We start from the raw sequence: 18,405 nt of genomic DNA, 5'->3' as shown, positions 1-18,405 counted from the left end.
CGTACGGTTTACGGAAGACGTGAACCCTGAGTTAGGTAAACCTAACCGGCGGGCACCCGTCACCGGTGCGACAGACTGATGAGTACTACTCACGGTCGCTGGGTGTGAAGGAGATGACGTGGCCAGCCTCGACACCTTTGGTGCGAAGAGCGAGCTACGCGTCGCAGACGCGAGCTACGAGATTTTCACGATCGACAAGGTCGACGGGCATGACCGCCTGCCGTACTCCTTGAAGATCCTGCTGGAGAACCTGCTCCGCACGGAGGACGGCGCGAACATCACCGCCGACCACATCCGCGCCCTCGGCGGCTGGGATCCCACCGCCGACCCGAGCGTGGAGATCCAGTTCACCCCCGCCCGGGTGCTGATGCAGGACTTCACCGGCGTCCCCTGCGTCGTCGACCTCGCCACCATGCGCGAGGCCGTCAACGACCTGGGCGGCGACCCGACGAAGGTCAACCCCCTCGCCCCCGCCGAGCTGGTCATCGACCACTCGGTGATCGCCGACCTGTTCGGCCGCGAGGACGCCTTCGCCCGCAACGTCGAGCTGGAGTACCAGCGCAACCGCGAGCGCTACCAGTTCCTGCGCTGGGGCCAGACCGCGTTCAACGAGTTCAAGGTCGTCCCGCCGGGCACCGGCATCGTGCACCAGGTCAACATCGAGTACCTGGCCCGGACGATCATGGAGCGTAACGGCCAGGCGTACCCGGACACCGTCGTCGGCACCGACTCGCACACCACGATGGTCAACGGCCTCGGCGTGCTGGGCTGGGGCGTCGGCGGCATCGAGGCCGAGGCCGCGATGCTGGGCCAGCCGGTCAGCATGCTGATCCCGCGGGTCGTCGGCTTCAAGCTGCACGGCGAGATGCCGGCCGGCACCACCGCCACCGACCTGGTGCTGACGATCACCGAGATGCTCCGCGAGCACGGCGTGGTCAGCAAGTTCGTCGAGTTCTACGGCCCCGGCGTCGGCGCCGTGCCGCTGGCCAACCGCGCCACCATCGGCAACATGTCGCCGGAGTACGGCTCGACCGCCGCGATCTTCCCGATCGACGACGAGACGATCAAGTACCTGAAGCTCACCGGCCGCACCGAGGCGCAGGTCGCCCTGGTCGAGGCGTACGCGAAGCGCCAGGGCCTGTGGCACGACCCGGCCGGGGAGCCGAACTACTCCGAGCGCCTCGAGCTGGACCTGTCGACGATCGTGCCGTCGCTCGCCGGCCCGAAGCGCCCGCAGGACCGGGTGCCGCTCAGCGACGCCAAGTCGATGTTCCGCGAGGTGCTCGCCAACTACGTGGACGTCGAGGGCCCGGCGGACGAGGCCAGCGCCGAGTCCTTCCCGGCCAGCGATTCGCCGGCGAACAGCACCGACTCGGACGTGGACAAGCCGCACCACCACCTGGCCAGCGCGGCGCACGGCGCCGACGGCCGGCCCTCCCGGCCGACCCGGGTGGTCGACGAGGACGGCACCGAGTTCGTGCTGGACCACGGCGCGGTCGTCATCGCGGCGATCACGTCATGCACCAACACCTCGAACCCGCAGGTCATGATCGGTGCGGCGCTGCTCGCCCGCAACGCCGTCGACCGTGGCCTGAGCCGCAAGCCGTGGGTCAAGACCACCCTCGCGCCGGGCTCCAAGGTCGTCATGGACTACTACGACCGGGCCGGCCTCACGCCGTACCTCGACAAGCTCGGCTTCAACCTGGTCGGCTACGGCTGCACCACCTGCATCGGCAACTCGGGCCCGCTGCCCGAGGCGGTCTCGGCGGCCGTCAACGAGGCCGACCTGACCGCGGTCTCGGTGCTCTCCGGCAACCGCAACTTCGAGGGCCGGATCAACCCGGACGTCAAGATGAACTACCTGGCCTCGCCGCCGCTGGTCGTCGCGTACGCGCTGGCCGGCACGATGGACCTGGACATCACGACGGAGCCGCTCGGCATCGGCTCGGACGGCCAGCCCGTCTACCTCGCCGACATCTGGCCCAGCGCCAAGGAGATCGACGACGTCATCGCCTCGGCGATCGGCGCGACCGGCTTCAGCGCGGCCTACCAGGACGTCTTCGCCGGCGATGAGCAGTGGCAGTCGCTGCCGACGCCGGAGGGCAAGACGTTCGAGTGGGCCGAGGACTCGACCTACGTGCGCAAGCCCCCTTACTTCGAGGGCATGTCCGCGCAGCCGTCGCCGGTCACCGACATCGCCCGCGCGCGGGTGCTGGCGAAGCTGGGCGACTCGGTCACCACCGACCACATCTCGCCGGCCAGCTCGATCAAGGCGGACTCCCCCGCGGGCAAGTACCTCGCCGAGCACGGCGTGCCCCGGCACGAGTTCAACTCGTACGGCTCGCGCCGCGGCAACCACGAGGTGATGATCCGCGGCACGTTCGCGAACATCCGGCTGCGCAACCAGCTCGTTCCGGGCGTGGAGGGCGGCTTCACCGTCAACCACCTGACCGGCGAGCAGACCAGCATCTACGACGCCTCCGTCGCCTACAAGGAGGCCGGCGTCCCGCTGGTCATCCTGGCCGGCAAGGAGTACGGCTCCGGCTCGTCGCGCGACTGGGCGGCGAAGGGCACCATGCTGCTGGGCGTGCGCGCGGTCATCGCCGAGTCGTACGAGCGCATCCACCGCTCGAACCTGATCGGCATGGGCGTGCTGCCGCTGCAGTTCCCGCCGAAGACGAACGCGGAGTCGCTCGGGCTCACCGGCACCGAGTCCTTCACGATCACCGGGGTGGAGGCGCTCAACGAGGGCGGCATCCCGTCGACGGTGAAGGTCCGCACGGACACCGGCGTGGAGTTCGACGCCGACGTCCGGATCGACACGCCGGGCGAGGCGGACTACTACCGCCACGGCGGCATCCTGCAGTACGTGCTGCGCAAGATGCTCGCCAGCTGACCGGAGCACGTAACCGACGCCCCGCCGCCCACACCGGGCGGCGGGGCGTTCGTGTCTTTCCCCTGGCTGTGAGCCGGCGGAAAGATTCCGGAAACATGGATGTTGCACCCTGTGGCCATGGAGATCCTGCTGCTGGCCACCCGACCCGGCGCGGCTGCGGAGGATCGAGCCCTGCCGGCGCTCGATCTGCTGCGGCACTCGCTGCGGGTCGGCACCTACGACGTACAGGCGTTGGTGTCCGGCGCCGACCCCGATGTCGTGCTCGTCGACGCGCGGCGTGACCTGCTCGAGGCCCGCGATCTCTGCCGGCTGCTGCGCACGACCGGGCTGCTGGTGCCGCTGCTCGCCGTGGTCGAGGAGGCCGGACTGATCGCGATGGCCGCCGACTGGGGCCTGGACGACGTGCTGCTGACCAGCGCCGGACCGGCCGAGGTCGAGGCCCGGCTCCGGCTGGCGACCGCGCGGGTCTCCGGCGGTGCCGCGGGCGCCACCAGCGGCATGGTCAACGCCGGCGAGCTCGCCATCGACCCGCACACCTACTCGGCGCGGCTCAAGGGTCGCCAGCTCGATCTCACGTACAAGGAGTTCGAGCTGCTGAAGTTCCTGGCCCAGCACCCGGGCCGGGTGTTCAGCCGCGACCAGCTGCTGCGCGAGGTCTGGGGCTTCGACTACTTCGGCGGCCACCGCACCGTCGACGTGCACGTGCGCCGGCTGCGGGCCAAGCTCGGCAGCGAGTACGAGTCGATGATCGGCACCGTCCGGCAGGTCGGCTACAAGCTGGTGCTTCCGCCGCAGCCGGCGGGCCGCATGCCGGCACCCGAGTGGGAGGCCATCGCGCCCCGGGTCGCCCTCGACCTGTAGGCACTCCGATCTGGAACCCCCCACCGCCGTCCCCGGCGCCGCGAGCGCGCCGGGGAGATGAACGGCGGTGAGTGCCATGGCCGGGAATGCGACATGTGCGAGGCTCTGAGTTATGGATGACAAGACTGTGCTGAGCTGGATCAGCGGGTTGGTGGACGAGGAGCACAAGCTACGCGGGCAGCTCCGCCGCGGCGAGATCAGCAGCGACGAGGAGCAAGTCCGCCTGAGAGAGCTGGAAGAGGCACTGGACCAGTGCTGGGACCTCCTGCGCCGGCGCCGGGCCGCCCGCGATCAGGGCAACGACCCGGACACCGAGCAGGCGCACAGCATCAACGAGGTGGAGGGCTACCTCCAGTGACGCCGGACCGTTGGTGCGGGCCGGCGGGTGTCCGGCGGCCGCGGTCCGGGTCGCCCGGCGCGGCGCTTCACAGCAACCCCGCCTCGTAGCCCAGCCGTTCGATGAGGCCGTCCGCGTCGACCTTCAGGCCGCGCGCGGTGAACCAGCCGGCCACGTTGCGCACGTCGCGGGCCAGGAACTCGCCGCCCTGCGGGTTGGCGATGAGGTCGACGATCTGCGGCATGTCGATGATCACCAGCCGACCCCGGTGCACCAGCGTGTTGTAGGGCGACAGGTCGCCGTGCGCGATCTGGGTACGCGCCAGCACGCTGAGTGCCTCGGTCATCTGACGCCAGAGGTCCTCCAGGCCGTCGTGGTCGGTGCGCACCTGGGCGAGCCGCGGCGCGGCCTCCCCGGTCTCCCAGTCGCCGATGAACTCCAGCATCAGCTCGGTGCCGATGAGCTGCACGGGGTACGGCACCGAGATCGTGCCGCCCTCCTGGCCGACCTGCCAGAGCCGCGACAGCGCGCCGAACTCGGCCGCCGCCCACTGGCCGGCGATGAGCTCCTTGCCGAACGCGGTCCGGTTGGTCATGGCCCGCATCTCGCGGGACCGGCGCACCCGGCGCCCCTCCAGGTAGCCCGCGTCGCGGTGGAAGAGCCGGTGGTCGCCGTCGCGGTAGCGCTTGGCCGCGAGCACGGCGACCTGATCGGTACCCGGTACGCCGCGGCGTACGAGGTGCACGTCCGCCTCTTTGCCGGTCTTGAGCACGCCCAGTTCGGTGTCCACGGCCCCGTGCTCGGTGCGGACCCAGTCGGGACGCGGTAGCGGGCCGTGCAGCGCACCGTCCCACGTCGACCAGCGGTCACCGGTCTCGGGCAGGTCGGGGTCCTCGGAAAGGGCCGGCTCGATCCGGCCCCGCTTTACGAAGTCAGCTTCGTCGTCGTCGAACTTGCGACGGCCGCGGCGCATGGTCGCCGGGCCGAAAGAGTCGTGCTCTCGCACTGGAGGGTCTCCTCGGAAGAGAAAGGAAGAACAAGAACCTGGGCATGGCGAAGGACAACGACAGCCATGAGGTTCACCCCCTTCTCTCCTAGGAACCGGTGGAGCACGTACCCGGTGCACTCTTCCGGGCGACCCCGGGCGGCGCAACCTATTTAACGGGCCGCCATCACGGCGGACAGCCCCTGGATCACGTTGCCGACCACCCGGGTCGGCGCGAACCGGTTGTCGATCCAGTCCCGGCCGCGGTGCAGCCACACGCTGGGCAGCCCCATCGCGGCGGCGCCGCCGATGTCGGCCTCCGGGCTGTCGCCGACGATCCAGGCGCCTCCCAGGCGCATCCGGACCCGCTGGGCGGCCAGCGCGAAGATGCGCGGATTGGGCTTGCTCACCCCGGCCTGCTCCGAAATCACCCAGTCGGCTACATAGCGGTCCAGCCCGGTACGCCGGATCCGGGTCTCCTGCTGCTCGTGCGGGCCGTTCGTGACCACCACCGGCACCCACCCGGAGTCCGCGGCGATCTGCAGCGCACAGGCCACGAGCGGGTCGAGCCGCTCGTAGGCCAGCGGGCCCTCGTGCAGCTCCTCGAGCAGGTCGATCGAGGGGATGTTCAGCTGGTAACGGTCGCGGATCAGGTCCGCCAGGTCCCAGCGTGAGGTGAGTCCGTCGGCGTCCACGGACAGTAGCCACTCGAGGTCCTCGTGCGGCGCCGCGATCTCGTCGAGGAAACCTTTCGCCCACAGCCGGAACGCACCGCTGCGATCGAGCAGGGTGTCGTCCAGTGCGAGGAAGACGAGAGGCACCCGGGCACTGTACGTGAGTGAATGCGGGACCCGACAGCCCGAGAGTGTTAACAAAAATTCGCCCGGATGGCTGTTTTCGCGCCATGAGAGAGGGAACCCCGGACGCTGGCAAGCCGTACGTACGGATTGCAAGGGCCCGAAGGTACGTGACACGATCGCAGCGTGCCCAGGGTAAGCCAGGACCAGCTCGACGCCCGCCGTCACGAGATCCTCGCCGCGGCGCGGGGATGCTTCGCTCGTTACGGCTACGAGGGCGCCACCGTGCGCCGGCTCGAGGAGGCCACCAGCCTTTCGAGGGGCGCGATTTTCCACCATTTTCGCGACAAGGACTCGCTCTTCCTCGCGGTCGCCGAGGACGACGCCGCCGCCATGGTGGACACCGTCGCCCGCGACGGACTGGTCCAGGTCATGCGTGACCTGCTCGGACAGGCTCGCTCCAGCGACGGCGACACCGCCGGATGGCTCGGCACCCAGCTGGAGGTCTCCCGGCGGCTGCGCACCGATCCCGAGTTCGCCAAGCGCTGGGCCGAACGCTCGGCCGCCATCGCCGAGGCCACCCGCGAACGCCTGGAGCGCCAGCGCGAGGCCGGCGTGCTCCGCGACGACGTGCCGGTCGAGGTGCTCACCCAGTTCCTGGAGCTGGCGTACGACGGCATGGTCCTGCACCTGGCCACCGGCCGCCCGGCGGGCGAACTGAGCCGGGTGCTCGACGTCGTGGAGGAAGCCGTAAGGCGCCGGTGACCAGGGGTTGCGGTGACCTGCACAATGAGGTCCTGCAACCGCGCAAGCTCGGGAGGTCGGACATGAATCTCGCAGCGCAGGGCGACACCTGGGGCATCACCGGACCGAGCTTTCTGATCTTCTATATCTGCGTCGTCGTCGGCGTCGCGATCCTGGCGGCGATCCACCGGCGGATCCTCTTCGCGGGCAACCGCGGCGCGCACGTCGAGCGGCTCGGCCCGCAGCAGCTCGCCTACCTCAACGGCGGCGACCGACTCGCCGTCTACGCCGCCCTCGGCGGCCTGCGCAGCGCCGACGCCATCGCCACCAACCCCGACAAGACCCTGCGCCAGTCCGGACCGTTGCCGTCCGGCGTCACCCCGCTGGACTCGGCGATCTACAACGCGGCCGGGCGGGGCATCCGGTCCCGCGACGTCACCGGCGACGAGTGGGTCGTCTCGGCGCTCCGGCAGCTGCGCGAGGGGCTCGAGGCACAGGGGCTCGCGGTGCCGCCCGCCCGGGCTAAGGTGGCCCGGCTCTGGGCGCTCGCCGGGGCCGCCCTCGTGCTCCTGGGCGTGGCCCGGCTCGTCGACGGCATCCAGAACAACAGGTCCGTCGGCTTCCTCATCGGTGCCATCGTGCTCGCGGTCATCCTCTCGATCTCCATGCTGAGGAGGAGCCGGCGGCGGTCCACGCACGTCGCGCAGAAGGGCATGACCGCGCTGCGCCGCAAGCACGACTACCTGTCGCCGCGGCAGTCACCGGCCTACGCGACCTACGGCGCCACCGGCGCGGCGATGGGCGTGGCCCTGTTCGGCGCGGCGTCGCTCTACACGATGGACCCGGCGTTCGCCTCCGAGGCGGAGATCCAGCGGATCAACACGGGCGGCGGCGGCTCCGACATCGGCTCCTCCTCCTCGTCCTGCGGCGGGGGCGGCAGCTCGTGCGGCGGCGGCAGCTCGTGCGGCGGCGGGGGCGGGTGCGGCGGGTGACCACCGCGCACGGGGTGGGCATCGGCTGGCGACCCGAGATCGCCGGCTTCGTCGCCCAGCTGCCCGGCCTCGGGTTCGCCGAGGTGGTCGCCGAGTCGGTGCACGCGCACGGCGAGCTGCCGCCGGGCCTGGCCGAGCTGCGCGAGCGGGGCGTCGCCGTCGTGCCGCACGGGGTGAAGCTGTCGCTGGGCGGCGCGGAGCCGGTCGATCCGGCCCGTGTCACCCACCTCGCGGCGGTGGCGGAGCGCCTGGCCGCGCCGCTGGTGAGCGAGCACATCGCCTTCGTCCGGGCCGGCGGTGTAGAGGCCGGACACCTGCTGCCGATCCCGCGCAGCCGCGAGGCCGTCGACGCGGTGGTCGCCAACGTCCGGCGCGCACAGGCCGAGCTGACCGTGCCGATCGCGCTCGAACCGATCGCCGCCCTCTTCGACTGGCCCGACGACGAGCTCGACGAGGGCGCGTTCCTGACCGAGATCCTCGAACGCACGGACGCGCTGCTGCTGCTCGACGTCGCCAACGTCTACGCGAACGCGCGCAACCGCGGCACCGAGGCGACGGCGCTGCTCGACCGGCTGCCGCTGGAGCGGATCGCGTACGTGCATGTGGCGGGCGGCGCCGAGCACGAGGGCATCTACCACGACACGCACACCGACGCGGTGCCGCAGCCGGTCCTGGACCTGGTCACGGCGCTGTGCGAACGGCACCGGCCGCCCGCGCTGATGCTCGAGCGCGACGGCGACTACCCGGCGGCGGCCGAGCTGCGCCGCGAACTGGACGCCATCGCGGCCGCCTCCGGCTACCCCACGGTGACATGACCTCGCTGGCGGAACGGCAGGCGGCACTGGTGGCCGCGCTGACCGCCGGTGCCGCCGTACCCCCCGGCTTCGACGGCCGGCTGGTCGAGGCGGCCCGGGTCGCACTGCTGCGAAAGCGCGCCGGCGAGGTCGCGCGGCAGTGGCCGGAGCTGGCCGCGGCGTTCGGCCGCGACTGGCCGCGGCGGTGGTCGGCGTGGGCCGCGGCCCGGCCAACGCAGGGCTCGCTGCGCGACGGCTGGGACCTGGCCCGCGATCTGCGCGCAGGCGGTGAGCTGCCGGCCGCGGCCGGCGCCGAACTCGCGACCCGCGAGGCGCTGATGGCCTACGAACCAGGATCGGCGCCGCGCCCCCGCCGGGCGCCGGCCGTGCGCCGCGCCGCCGGCTCGGTGGTCGTGCAGTTCGCCGGCCGGGTACGCGTGCTGCGCCGTCCCGACGCCGGACCCCGCCGGTAGCCTCCCCCGACTGAGCGCCGGCGCGGCGCGGGGGCCGTTCGGCCTCAGGCGGGAATCGCCGGCGCCCGGTCGATGAAGCCGAGGACCGTGCGGATGCGGCCGTCCGGGCCGAGCTCCGCGACGTCGAAGCCCACGATCAGTGGCTCCCCTCCGGCCGGCCCCAGGTGCCAGGTGAAACGCGCCTGGTCGTGGTGCGCGTCCACCGGGCTGCCGGCCGTGAAGACCAGCCCGGGGAACCGGTCCTGCGCCACGCCGATCAGGTGCCCCAGCGCGCCGGGCCCCTCGACCGCGGCGAACGGGTCGACGTACCGCACGTCGGCGGTGAACGCCTCCTCGATCCGCGCGCGCCGCTCGGCCGGGTCCGTCGCGTTCCACGCGGCCAGGTAACGCCGCACCGCGGCGTCGAAGCGGGTCGTGCCGCCGTCACCGGCGGCGACGTCAGATGATTCGCTGGCAAGCTGGCTCATGCCGATTTCCTCTCCGGTCCGTGAAGGTTGCCGGACCACCGTCGCCCGGGGCGGGTAGCCGGGTCGATTACCTCCCGGGTAATCGGTATGCGGCGATGGGCTGCCTACGATCGGGGCATGACCGAGGTGGGCGCGCTGCTGAGGCGCTGGCGTGGCGACCGGCGGCTGAGCCAGCTCGCGCTCGCCGGCCAGGCCGGGGTGTCCACGCGGCACCTGTCGTTCGTGGAGACCGGCCGCGCCCGCCCGACGCGGGAGATGATCCTGCGGCTGGCCGAGGAGCTGGCCGTACCGCTGCGGGCGCGCAACGCGCTGCTGCTGGCCGGCGGCTACGCGCCGGCCTTCCCCGAGGGAGACCTCGACGGCCCGGACCTGGCCGCCGTGCTGACGTCGCTGCGGGCGGTGCTGTCCGGGCACGAGCCCTGCCCGGCGGTGCTGGTCGACCGGCACTGGACCATGATCGACGGCAATGCGGCGGTCACCCTGCTCGTCGCCGGGGTGGCCCCGGAGCTGCTGGAACCGCCCGTGAACGTGCTGCGGCTGTCGCTGCATCCGGAGGGGATGGCGCCGCGGATCCTCAACCTGGCCGAATGGCGCACGCACGTGCTGCACCGCCTGGACCGGCAGGCATATACGACCGGCGACCCGGTGCTGCGGTCCCTGCACGACGAGCTGCTGGCCCTGCCCGGCGGCCTGGCCGCCGCGGAGCCCGACGGCCTCGCGGTGCCGCTGCGATTCGCGGCCGCCGACCGCGAGCTGTCGTTCTTCAGCTTCACCTCGGTGTTCGGCACGCCGCTCGACGTCACCCTCGCCGAACTGGCCATCGAGTCGTTCCTGCCGGCGGACCCGGAGACGGCGGAGTTCCTGCGCGCCCGATGACGGCGCGGTCGCCGGGGTGGCACTATCGGCGGCATGGATCTCGGGCTCGCCGATCGCGTCTACGTCCTCACCGGAGCGTCGAAGGGCCTCGGCTTCGCCACCGCGCAGTCCCTCGTGGCCGACGGCGCCAAGGTCGTCATCTCCGCCCGCTCGCCGGAGAGCGTCGAGGCGGCCGTCGCCGAGCTGGGTGACGGCGCCGCCGGGGTGGCGGCCGACCTCACCGATCCCGCGACCCCGGAGCTGCTGGTCCGCACCGCGCGGGCGCGCTTCGGGCGCCTGGACGGCGCCCTCGTCTCGGTGGGCGGCCCGGACCGCGGCACGGCCGCGCAGCTGACCGACGACCAGTGGCGCAACGCGTTCGAGACGGTCTTTCTGGGATCGGTACGCGCGATGCGCACGTTCGCGGCCGAGCTGGGCGAGGGCGGCGCGATCGGGGTGGTGCTGTCGACCTCGACGCGGACGCCGATACCCGGTCTCGGCCTGTCCAACGGGCTGCGCCCCGGGCTGGCCGGCGTCGCGAAGGACATGGCGGACGAGTTCGGCCCGCGTGGCGTACGCGTGGTCAGCCTGCTGCCCGGGCGCGTGATGACCGACCGCAACCGCGAGCTCTTCGCGGCCACCGGCGACGCCGAGGCCGCGGCGGCCGAGGCGGCGGCGTCCATACCGCTGCGGCGGCTGGGCGGGCCGGAGGAGTTCGGCCGGGTGGCGGCGTTCGTGCTGTCGCCGGCGGCCGGCTACCTGACCGGCCTGACCCTGCCGGTCGACGGCGGCGCCCTCCGGACGCTGTAGTCCCGGCGCCTGGCACCTGCGGATACGCTTCGCCGATGCCGTCCGTTCTGCGCAGGCCGACTCCCGCCGAGGTCGCGGCGGCCGCCGACCGCACGATTGCCGATCTGGTCGGGCCGGACCTGCGCGTGCTCTTCTCCGGCATCAACCCGAGCCTGTACTCGGCGGCGACCGGCCACCACTTCGCCCGCCCGGGAAACCGGTTCTGGCCGGCGCTGCACCGCTCGGGCTTCACCCGGCGGCTCCTGCACCCCTCGGAGCAGTGGTCGCTGCCGGCCGAGGGGCTCGGCATCACGAACGTGGTCGCCCGCGCGACCGCCCGGGCGGACGAGCTGTCCCCGGCGGAGCTGGTCGCGGGCGGCGGGCTGCTGGCGGACCTGGTGGCCCGGTGGCAGCCGCGCTGCCTGGCGGTGCTGGGCGTGACCGCCTACCGGGCGGCGTTCGCGCGGCCGAAGGCCCGGATGGGCCGCCAGGACGAGACGATCGCGGGCGTGCCGGTGTGGGTGCTGCCGAACCCGAGCGGCCTGAACGCGCACTACACGGTCGACGGCCTGGCCGCGGCGTTCGCCGAGCTCAGAGAGGCGACGGCTGCTTTCGGCGCACCATCTCAGTGATCCAGACGGGCGCGAACGGCGAGGTGCAGTTCGGCGGCGTCGGGTAGTCCTTGAGCACCTCCAGGCGCTCACCGATGTCGAGCGCGCGGGCGCGGTACCCGGCGTGCTCGATCCCGATCTGGGCCAGGCAGTGGTTCATCGCCCACTGGAGGCGATCCGGCGCGTCCTTCATCTGCGCCTCGATGACGTCGAGCAGCCCGGCGAGGTCGAGGCCTTCGGGCTTTTTCGCCACGCGTTCGGTGGTCAGCGCCCAGCCGGCGCTCGCGACCACCGGATCCGGATCGGCGAACCAGGACACGCGCAGTTCCTCGGCGTGCGGGTTCTTCTTCACCACGTAGTTCACGAGCCAGTCGTGCACCTTGGGCGTGCGCGCCTCGCGCAGCATGACGTCCAACTCGTCACGCCCGAACGCCTTCGGCCGGCAGATCAGGAGCGCCAGCAGCCTCGCCGCGGCGTCGTCCGTCCGCCAGAGCTCACGCGCGAGCTCCTGCTGTGTCTTCAGCTCCTTCGCGAGCGCGCGCAGCTTGCCGAGGTTCACACCGTGCTCGTCACCGTGCTTCTCGTTCACCTCGCGTGCCCTCGGGTCCTCGAGCGCGGCGAGCTCGGCCATCACCTCGGCCACCGTCGTCCCGGCCAACTCGGCCTCCTGTCCGTGCTTAACTTGAGTTCTTGCTTATATAAGCTATCACTGTCAGAATCGCCGGGTGCACGCCTTCGACGTCCTGGGCGATCCGATCCGGCGCCGGATCCTGGAACTGCTCGCCGACGGCGAGCAGACCTCCGGCGCGATCTCCGCGGTGGTCCAGGCCGAGTTCGGCATCTCCCACCCGGGGGTCTCCCAGCACCTGCGGGTGCTGCGGGAGAGCGGATTCACGACGGTACGCGCGGAGGGCACCCGCCGCCTGTACGCCGTGGACGCCGAGCCCCTGCGGGAGGTCGACCTGTGGCTGGACCGTTTCCGGCGGTACTGGGACCAGCGCCTCGACGCCCTGGCCACCGAGCTCGCCCGCGGCAAGCGGGCGCGCCGCCTCGACAAGACCGAGAGGAACGACGAATGAGAGACATCGCGGCCCAGCTCACGGCCATCCACCGCGCGGTCGGCACCGGACCGGTCGAGGACGGCGAGGGCGTCAGCGTCCTGCTGCGCCGGACCTACGACGCGCACATCGAGGACGTCTGGGAGGCGGTGACGGATCCCGACCGGGTCAAGCGCTGGTTCCTGCCGCTCACCGGCGACCTCCGCGAGGGCGGCACGTTCCAGCTCGAGGGCAACGCCGGCGGCGACATCGTCAAGTGCGACCCACCCCGGCTGCTCAAGGTCACGTTCGGCGGCCCGTCGAGCCGGGTCGAGCTGCGCCTGTCCGCCACGGACGACGAGTCGACGGTGTTCGAACTCGAGCACACGGTGCCGATCGAGATGGCCGGCAGCGGCGCGGGCGCCCTCTTCGTCGGCCCCGGCTGGGACGGCGTGCTCGTCGGGCTCGGCCTCTTCCTCGCCGGCGAGGACGGCCGGGACGCGGTCACCGGCGACCACGCCCGGCAGTCCATCGACGCCTGGGTGGCCACCGTCGAGTCCTCCGGCACCGCGACCCCGGACGAGATCGCCGCGGGAACCGCGGCCGCGCGGGCCCAGTTCACCGGGTGAACCGACGGCGGCCCCGGCTACCCGGTCATTCGGCGTGTGCCAGCAGCACCGGGTCCGGCTGACCGTCCCAGGTCCCGGTCAGCGCGGCCCCCGCCGACGCGGCACCGTCACCGAGGCGGCGGACCACCGTCGCCTCACCGCCCTCGGGAACGGCGCCGCTGCCGGTGATCGCCATGCTGGGCGCGCGCCGCTCGAGCCGCCCGTCCACCTCGAAGAACTCCTCGGCCTGCGGCACCCCGGCGAACGCACCCGCCAGCGCCGCAAGGTAGACCGGGTCGCCGAGCGCGTCGTACACCCAGCGCCGGCCGAGCACCCCGTGCTCCATCGTGCCGATGAGCCAGCCGTCGCCACCATCCAGGGGCGCGCCCCGGTAAGTGAGCGGAACCTGGTGGATCGGCCCGTCACCGAACCGGACGAGCAGGGTCTCGATGCCGACCTCGCCGGCCGGATCATCGAAGCGGTAGGCGGCGACCCGGTCGAGCACGGGCGCGGCCGTGCCCTCGAACCAGGGGCGGCCGGGCAGCCAGGCCGCGACGAGTTCGAGCTTGGAAGGCTTGAGTTCTGCGCGATACAGCAATGCCATGCCCGGATCATAGAGAGTCGATCCGTCACCGCCGCCCCTCAAGACCGTCCGCCCGGTGGATCAGAGACCGGCCTCGCGCATACACCCGCACGTGGATGGAACACCGCGCGGGCAGCGTCGCGCGTCAGCGTGAGGAGTCGACGCCCGGCCCGGAGGGGCCTGGCACGCGTGGGCCCGGGGGCTTCGGCGGCGCCGCACGGGTCATCTCACGCCTGCGGTCCCGCCGGCGCCGGCGGATCGCGTCGAACGCCACGATCGCGACGCCGATCAGGCCGAGCGCGCCGATCCGGGCGGTCCACAGCCAGAAGGGGTGCGCCGGCTCGGCCCAGATCAACCGGACGAGTACCGCTCCCCGTTCGCCGCCGCCGGGGGCGTCCGTGCCGATGACGACGCCGAGAATCACCACGAGCAGGAACAGGGATCCCGCGGCGCCCAGGGACCGGTGCACCACGCCGGTGCCGAGCGGTGCGCTGCGGTAGGTCGCGGCGGAGAGCCCGACCAGCAGGAGCACGACCAGGCTCAGGAAGCCGCCCAGGATCAGGGACGCGATGGCGACGAGGGCGAACGGCACCGAGTCCTCGTCGATCAGCCCCAACGGGATCACGAGCGGGAGCTGGACGATGCCGGTGACGAACACCGCCACCATCGGGCCGCCCATGTTCTGGATGACCGTCAGCACGTTGCGGGAGCGGCGCAGGGACTCGCGCAGCCCCGCGGCCACCGGGATGAGCAGCAGCAGGAGCGGCCAGAGCGGCCTCGGCCGCGGATCGCCACCGGCCGCGAGACCGGCGGCCGCCGCCGCGGCGACCATCACAACCGTCTCCAGGATCAGCGCCCACCGAATCGCCCGCCAGGGCACGCCCCCGGCCGGCTGTGCCGGCGGGTGAGGCGGCTGCGAGCGGCGGCGCGAAGGCCGCGGGCGGCGTCGGCGGGGTGACACGGCCAAGACGGTAGTCCACGCCGACCAGGCCACCAACCAGCGCAAACACCCATCCACAACCGGCCCGACCACACGGGCGGAACGGCGCCAGCGTCGCCCATGCCCGGCACCACAGCGAAACAGCCTCCCTATATCCAACGCCGCAGCCACGCACCGCCCGCCGGCCGGCCGCAGCGAAACAGACGTCGCCCATGCCCGGCGCCGCAGCGAACCACGCACCGCACACACCCAGCGCCGCAGCGAAACAGACGTCGCCCATGCCCGGCGCCGCAGCGAACCACGCACCGCACACACCCAGCGCCGCAGCGAAACAGACGTCGCCCGTGGCCGGGCGGCTCGTCAGGTGGCGGGGCGCCGGGTCGGTGGGGTCAGGGCTCGATCGGGTGGGCGACGGTGACGATCACCGGCTCGGCCTCCTCCAGGTATGGCACGGCCGGGCTGTCCGCCACCGCGAACTGGGTCCGGTAGAGCTCCGCGTAGAGACCGCCGGCCGCCACCAGGTCCGTGTGCCGGCCGCGCTCGACGATGCGGCCCTCGTCCAGCACCAGGATCTGGTCGGCGTCCCGGACCGTCGACAGGCGGTGGGCGATGACCAGGGCGGTCCGGCCCTCGAGCGCCACCGACAGTGCGCGCTGGACCGCGGCCTCGGACTCGCTGTCGAGGTGGGCCGTGGCCTCGTCCAGGATCACGATCGACGGCTGCTTGAGCAGCAGGCGGGCGATCGCGATGCGCTGCTTCTCGCCGCCAGAGAAGCGGTAGCCGCGCTCCCCCACGACCGTGTCCAGGCCCTCGGGCAGCGAGCGGACCAGGCCGGCGACCTGGGCGCCGCTCAGCGCCTCCCACAGCTGCTCCTCGGTCGCCTCGGGCCGCGCGTAGCGCAGGTTCTCCGCGATCGTCTCGTGGAACAGGTGGGAATCCTGGGTGACGACGCCGATGGTGTCGCGCAGCGAATCCAGGGTGGCGTCGCGGACGTCGACGCCGCCGACGCGGACCGCGCCCTCGGTCACGTCGTAGACGCGGGAGACCAGCATCGAGGTGGTGGACTTGCCGGCACCGGACGGCCCGACCAGCGCGACCATCTGGCCGGGCTCGACGCTGAAGTCGACGCCGCGCAGCACCGGCGCGTTCTCCGTGCGGTCGAGCGCGACCACGTCCTCCAGCGTCGCCAGCGAGACCTCGTCGGCGCTCGGGTAGCGGAAGTGCACGTCGCGGAACTCGAGCTGGCCCGCACCGGCCGGGATCGCCATCGCGCCGGGCTTCTCCTCGATGCCCGGCTTCAGGTCGAGGACCTCGAAGACCCGGTCGAAGGAGACCAGCGCGCTCATCACGTCGACGCGCACGTTGCTCAGCGCGGTCAGCGGGCCGTAGAGGCGGGTGAGCAGCAGCGCCAGGGTGACCACGGTGCCGGCGGTGACGCTGCCGGTGACCGCCAGCCAGCCGCCGAGCCCGTAGGTCAGGGCCTGGGCGAGCGAGGCGACCAGCAGCATGGCGACGAAGAAGGTGCGGGAGTACATGGCCTGCTGCACGCCGATGTCGCGGACCCGCTGGGCGCGCTCACCGAAGCGGGCCGCCTCGGCGCCGGGGCGGCCGAACAGCTTGACCAGCAGGGCGCCGGAGACGTTGAAGCGCTCGGTCATGGTCGCGTTCATCTTCGCGTCCAGGTTGTACGACTCGCGGGTGATCTCGGCGAGCCTCTTGCCGACCCGGCGCGCGGGGATGATGAACAGCGGCAGCAGCACCAGCGAGAGCACGGTGATCTGCCAGGAGAGGCTGAACATCACGGCCGCGGTCAGCACGAGCTGGATCACGTTGCTGACCACGCCGGACAGCGTCGAGGTGAACGCGCGCTGCGCGCCGGTCACGTCGTTGTTGAGCCGGCTGACCAGCGCGCCGGTCTGCGTCCGGGTGAAGAACTGGAGCGGCATGCGCTGGACGTGGTCGTAGACCCGGGTGCGCAGGTCGAGGATGATGCCCTCGCCGATGCGCGCCGAATACCACCGCTGGGCCAGCGACAGGAAGGCGTCGACGACCGCGAGGCCCGCGATGGTCAGCGCGATCCGGATCACGGTCGCCGCGGCGTCGGGGCCGCCGGCGGTGATCGCGTTGACCACGTGGCCGGCCAGCACCGGGGTCGCGACGCCGATGCCGGCCGCGAACACGACGGTGATCAGGAAGACGACGATGTCGCGCCGGTATGGGCGCGCGAACTGCAGGATGCGCCGGGTGGTGCCCCTGCTGAGCTGGTGTTTGGAGACACGCTCGGAATTCTGGATCGAGCGCAGCATCATCCAGCTGGAGCCGCTGGACATCGGACCCATGTGTCACCTCCCGGGCGTCTTGAACCGCAGGCACAGTGTGCCCGCTGGGTATGACAACCCGAGAGGTAACCGGTTTCTTCCAGTTGGGTCCTTACTCACTGCCGATCAGATCGCGCAGGCGGCGGGTCTGCGCCTCCCGCTCGGCCCGGTCCTGTTCCGCGTACGAGCGCTGTGGCGCTCCGGCGAGCAGGGCCTTGATCTCCGCGACGGCACCGGCGTCGCCGGCCAGCGTGGCTGCGGCCAGGTCGGCGACCGCGCCCTCCAGGTCGGCGCCGGGTACCACGGCGGTGGCGAGACCGATCCGGTCCGCCTCCTGCGCCGAGATCCGCCGGCCGGTCACGCAGATCTCCAGTGCCCGCGACACCCCGACGAGCTCGGTCAGGCGCTTGGTCCCGCCGAGGTCCGGTACGAGGCCGAGGGTCACCTCCGCCATCGAGAAGCGCGCGTCGTCGGCGAGCACCCGGAAGTCGCAGTTCAGCGCCAACTGGAATCCCGCGCCGATAGCATGGCCCTGTACGGCGGCGATGGTGACGAGCGAGGGACGCCGTAACCAGGTGAACGCTTCCTGGAAGCCGGCAATGCGTTCGGCGCACTCTTCCGGCGACAACCGGGCCAGTACGGGCAGCGAAGAATCGCCGTCACCCCGGGCGACCGACAAGTCGAGTCCCGCGGAAAAAGCGCGTCCTTCACCTCGGACAATGACGACTCGCACGTCTCCCGGTAATTTCCGGGATATGTTGCCGAGCTCTGACCACATGGCCGGAGTCTGTGCATTGAGCACATCGGGCCGGCACAACGTCACCGTCGCGACCGGCCCGTCCTGGTCATACCGAACGCCTACGTCGGACCCGGGTGATGCACTGGTCGTCATGCCTTCTTACGGCGACGGGCGCCGCCGCGCTGGCGGAGCTGAACACCCGACTCGGTGAGCACCCGGTGCACGAATCCGTAGGACCGCCCGGTCGAGGCGGCCAACGCGCGAATGCTCTCCCCGGACGTGTAACGCTTCACCAGGTCTTTGGCGAGCGTCTGGCGCTCGCTTCCGACGATTCGACGACCCTTCTCAGTGCTGGTGGCTGTGCCCGTGGCTGCCATGTTGAATCCTCACGTCCCAGACTGTGCGGTTCGATACGGTCCCACCTATTAGACCGCCTCCAACGATCATGCGCTAGGTATCTCGGCTTAGCGAACGTGCCCAATTACCACTGTCAGGAACCCGACGGTCACCATGCGCATCAATGTCAGACAGATGACCCCGCACCCGGAAGGCGCCGGGAAACGGGTACCGGAGAGCGTT

General features: G+C 71.8%; 21 protein-coding genes. 12 read left to right on the top strand and 9 right to left on the bottom strand.

Going from position 1 to position 18,405, the window contains the following annotated elements; translation table 11 throughout:
• The first annotated feature begins 118 nt into the window (after positions 1-118).
• The 3 genes from acnA to AB0B58_RS06695 all read left to right on the top strand — a co-directional run bounded on the left by acnA (position 119) and on the right by AB0B58_RS06695 (position 4,115).
• Positions 119-2,896, top strand: coding sequence for an aconitate hydratase AcnA (gene acnA / locus AB0B58_RS06705; protein WP_360218606.1), 2,778 nt, complete (start codon positions 119-121; stop codon positions 2,894-2,896).
• Positions 2,897-3,013: 117 nt separating this feature from the next.
• Entirely contained in the window at positions 3,014-3,757 is a 744-nt protein-coding gene (locus tag AB0B58_RS06700) for a response regulator transcription factor (RefSeq protein ID WP_360218603.1), read from the top strand.
• Between the two features lie 112 nt (positions 3,758-3,869).
• The gene (locus tag AB0B58_RS06695) at positions 3,870-4,115 is read left to right on the top strand and encodes a DUF2630 family protein (protein WP_360218600.1); all 246 of its coding nucleotides are present in this window, start codon (positions 3,870-3,872) and stop codon (positions 4,113-4,115) included.
• A gap of 67 nt (positions 4,116-4,182) precedes the next feature.
• Here the strand turns inward: AB0B58_RS06695 and AB0B58_RS06690 are convergent, their stop codons facing one another.
• Both AB0B58_RS06690 and AB0B58_RS06685 read right to left on the bottom strand, forming a co-directional pair.
• Positions 4,183-5,067, bottom strand: coding sequence for an RIO1 family regulatory kinase/ATPase (locus AB0B58_RS06690; RefSeq protein ID WP_360218746.1), 885 nt, complete (start codon positions 5,065-5,067; stop codon positions 4,183-4,185).
• Positions 5,068-5,252: 185 nt separating this feature from the next.
• The gene (locus tag AB0B58_RS06685; RefSeq protein WP_360218597.1) at positions 5,253-5,900 is read right to left on the bottom strand and encodes an HAD family hydrolase; all 648 of its coding nucleotides are present in this window, start codon (positions 5,898-5,900) and stop codon (positions 5,253-5,255) included.
• A 162-nt stretch (positions 5,901-6,062) separates the two neighbouring features.
• Between AB0B58_RS06685 and AB0B58_RS06680 the strand changes: the two genes are divergently transcribed.
• The 4 genes from AB0B58_RS06680 to AB0B58_RS06665 all read left to right on the top strand — a co-directional run bounded on the left by AB0B58_RS06680 (position 6,063) and on the right by AB0B58_RS06665 (position 8,879).
• Positions 6,063-6,641, top strand: coding sequence for a helix-turn-helix domain-containing protein (locus tag AB0B58_RS06680; protein ID WP_360218594.1), 579 nt, complete (start codon positions 6,063-6,065; stop codon positions 6,639-6,641).
• Between the two features lie 62 nt (positions 6,642-6,703).
• The gene (locus AB0B58_RS06675; RefSeq protein WP_360218591.1) at positions 6,704-7,612 is read left to right on the top strand and encodes a TIGR04222 domain-containing membrane protein; all 909 of its coding nucleotides are present in this window, start codon (positions 6,704-6,706) and stop codon (positions 7,610-7,612) included.
• Positions 7,609-8,427: a DUF692 domain-containing protein gene (locus AB0B58_RS06670; protein WP_360218588.1), complete on the top strand. Its 819-nt coding sequence runs from the start codon at positions 7,609-7,611 to the stop codon at positions 8,425-8,427. The genes AB0B58_RS06675 and AB0B58_RS06670 overlap by 4 nt, the downstream gene beginning before the upstream one ends.
• Positions 8,424-8,879: a hypothetical protein gene (locus AB0B58_RS06665; protein ID WP_360218585.1), complete on the top strand. Its 456-nt coding sequence runs from the start codon at positions 8,424-8,426 to the stop codon at positions 8,877-8,879. Before AB0B58_RS06670 ends, AB0B58_RS06665 begins: the two co-directional genes overlap by 4 nt.
• 44 nt (positions 8,880-8,923) lie before the next feature.
• Here AB0B58_RS06665 and AB0B58_RS06660 read toward each other — a convergent pair whose 3' ends face one another.
• Entirely contained in the window at positions 8,924-9,346 is a 423-nt protein-coding gene (locus AB0B58_RS06660) for a nuclear transport factor 2 family protein (protein ID WP_360218582.1), read from the bottom strand.
• Positions 9,347-9,463: 117 nt separating this feature from the next.
• On the opposite strand from AB0B58_RS06660, the gene AB0B58_RS06655 reads away from it, so the two are divergent.
• From AB0B58_RS06655 to mug, 3 genes are read left to right on the top strand one after another with little or no spacing between them, the layout of a single operon-like run.
• Positions 9,464-10,222 carry a helix-turn-helix transcriptional regulator gene (locus tag AB0B58_RS06655; RefSeq protein WP_360218579.1) on the top strand — a complete coding sequence of 253 codons (759 nt, stop codon included), beginning with the start codon at positions 9,464-9,466 and terminating at the stop codon, positions 10,220-10,222.
• Between the two features lie 33 nt (positions 10,223-10,255).
• A complete protein-coding gene (locus AB0B58_RS06650) occupies positions 10,256-11,011 on the top strand; it encodes an SDR family oxidoreductase (protein ID WP_360218577.1) in 756 nt (251 codons plus the stop codon).
• A gap of 35 nt (positions 11,012-11,046) precedes the next feature.
• On the top strand, positions 11,047-11,622 hold the full coding sequence (gene mug, locus AB0B58_RS06645; RefSeq protein ID WP_360218574.1) for a G/U mismatch-specific DNA glycosylase: 576 nt from the start codon (positions 11,047-11,049) through the stop codon (positions 11,620-11,622).
• On the opposite strand, the gene AB0B58_RS06640 is transcribed toward mug, so the two are convergent.
• On the bottom strand, positions 11,582-12,232 hold the full coding sequence (locus tag AB0B58_RS06640; RefSeq protein WP_360218571.1) for a DNA alkylation repair protein: 651 nt from the start codon (positions 12,230-12,232) through the stop codon (positions 11,582-11,584). The two genes, mug and AB0B58_RS06640, sit on opposite strands and share 41 nt — an antisense overlap.
• Positions 12,233-12,326: 94 nt before the next feature.
• On the opposite strand from AB0B58_RS06640, the gene AB0B58_RS06635 reads away from it, so the two are divergent.
• Positions 12,327-12,680, top strand: a complete 354-nt coding sequence (locus tag AB0B58_RS06635) for a metalloregulator ArsR/SmtB family transcription factor (protein WP_360218568.1) — start codon at positions 12,327-12,329, stop codon at positions 12,678-12,680.
• Complete coding sequence (locus tag AB0B58_RS06630) at positions 12,677-13,267, top strand: SRPBCC family protein (RefSeq protein WP_360218565.1); 591 nt, start codon at positions 12,677-12,679, stop codon at positions 13,265-13,267. The genes AB0B58_RS06635 and AB0B58_RS06630 overlap by 4 nt, the downstream gene beginning before the upstream one ends.
• 25 nt (positions 13,268-13,292) lie before the next feature.
• Here AB0B58_RS06630 and AB0B58_RS06625 read toward each other — a convergent pair whose 3' ends face one another.
• From AB0B58_RS06625 to AB0B58_RS06605, 5 genes are all read right to left on the bottom strand, one after another.
• Entirely contained in the window at positions 13,293-13,850 is a 558-nt protein-coding gene (locus tag AB0B58_RS06625) for a CG0192-related protein (protein WP_360218562.1), read from the bottom strand.
• A 124-nt stretch (positions 13,851-13,974) separates the two neighbouring features.
• A complete protein-coding gene (locus tag AB0B58_RS06620; RefSeq protein WP_360218559.1) occupies positions 13,975-14,790 on the bottom strand; it encodes a hypothetical protein in 816 nt (271 codons plus the stop codon).
• A 368-nt stretch (positions 14,791-15,158) separates the two neighbouring features.
• Entirely contained in the window at positions 15,159-17,108 is a 1,950-nt protein-coding gene (locus tag AB0B58_RS06615) for an ABC transporter ATP-binding protein (RefSeq protein WP_360218556.1), read from the bottom strand.
• 91 nt (positions 17,109-17,199) lie between these two features.
• On the bottom strand, positions 17,200-17,979 hold the full coding sequence (locus tag AB0B58_RS06610) for an enoyl-CoA hydratase/isomerase family protein (protein WP_360218553.1): 780 nt from the start codon (positions 17,977-17,979) through the stop codon (positions 17,200-17,202).
• Positions 17,976-18,203 (bottom strand): helix-turn-helix domain-containing protein, encoded by a 228-nt coding sequence (locus AB0B58_RS06605; RefSeq protein WP_015620263.1) that lies wholly within the window; start codon positions 18,201-18,203, stop codon positions 17,976-17,978. Before AB0B58_RS06605 ends, AB0B58_RS06610 begins: the two co-directional genes overlap by 4 nt.
• Positions 18,204-18,405: the final 202 nt, after the last annotated feature.

The organism is Actinoplanes sp. NPDC049118 (assembly GCF_040648555.1).
GTDB lineage: Bacteria > Actinomycetota > Actinomycetes > Mycobacteriales > Micromonosporaceae > Actinoplanes.
The sequence above is the reverse complement of the archived record's forward strand: the minus strand, read 5'-3'. Positions and strand labels throughout refer to the sequence as shown.

Bases quoted from the DNA above. Each gene is read 5' to 3' on its own strand.
- AB0B58_RS06700 (WP_360218603.1), top strand. From the start codon at position 3,014: ATGGAGATCCTGCTGCTGGCCACCCGACCCGGCGCGGCTGCGGAGGAT.
- AB0B58_RS06695 (WP_360218600.1), top strand. From the start codon at position 3,870: ATGGATGACAAGACTGTGCTGAGCTGGATCAGCGGGTTGGTGGACGAG.
- AB0B58_RS06690 (WP_360218746.1), bottom strand. From the start codon at position 5,067: ATGCGCCGCGGCCGTCGCAAGTTCGACGACGACGAAGCTGACTTCGTA.
- AB0B58_RS06675 (WP_360218591.1), top strand. From the start codon at position 6,704: ATGAATCTCGCAGCGCAGGGCGACACCTGGGGCATCACCGGACCGAGC.
- AB0B58_RS06665 (WP_360218585.1), top strand. From the start codon at position 8,424: ATGACCTCGCTGGCGGAACGGCAGGCGGCACTGGTGGCCGCGCTGACC.
- AB0B58_RS06660 (WP_360218582.1), bottom strand. From the start codon at position 9,346: ATGAGCCAGCTTGCCAGCGAATCATCTGACGTCGCCGCCGGTGACGGC.
- AB0B58_RS06655 (WP_360218579.1), top strand. From the start codon at position 9,464: ATGACCGAGGTGGGCGCGCTGCTGAGGCGCTGGCGTGGCGACCGGCGG.
- AB0B58_RS06650 (WP_360218577.1), top strand. From the start codon at position 10,256: ATGGATCTCGGGCTCGCCGATCGCGTCTACGTCCTCACCGGAGCGTCG.
- mug (WP_360218574.1), top strand. From the start codon at position 11,047: ATGCCGTCCGTTCTGCGCAGGCCGACTCCCGCCGAGGTCGCGGCGGCC.
- AB0B58_RS06640 (WP_360218571.1), bottom strand. From the start codon at position 12,232: ATGGCCGAGCTCGCCGCGCTCGAGGACCCGAGGGCACGCGAGGTGAAC.
- AB0B58_RS06630 (WP_360218565.1), top strand. From the start codon at position 12,677: ATGAGAGACATCGCGGCCCAGCTCACGGCCATCCACCGCGCGGTCGGC.
- AB0B58_RS06625 (WP_360218562.1), bottom strand. From the start codon at position 13,850: ATGGCATTGCTGTATCGCGCAGAACTCAAGCCTTCCAAGCTCGAACTC.
- AB0B58_RS06615 (WP_360218556.1), bottom strand. From the start codon at position 17,108: ATGGGTCCGATGTCCAGCGGCTCCAGCTGGATGATGCTGCGCTCGATC.
- AB0B58_RS06610 (WP_360218553.1), bottom strand. From the start codon at position 17,979: ATGACGACCAGTGCATCACCCGGGTCCGACGTAGGCGTTCGGTATGAC.
- AB0B58_RS06605 (WP_015620263.1), bottom strand. From the start codon at position 18,203: ATGGCAGCCACGGGCACAGCCACCAGCACTGAGAAGGGTCGTCGAATC.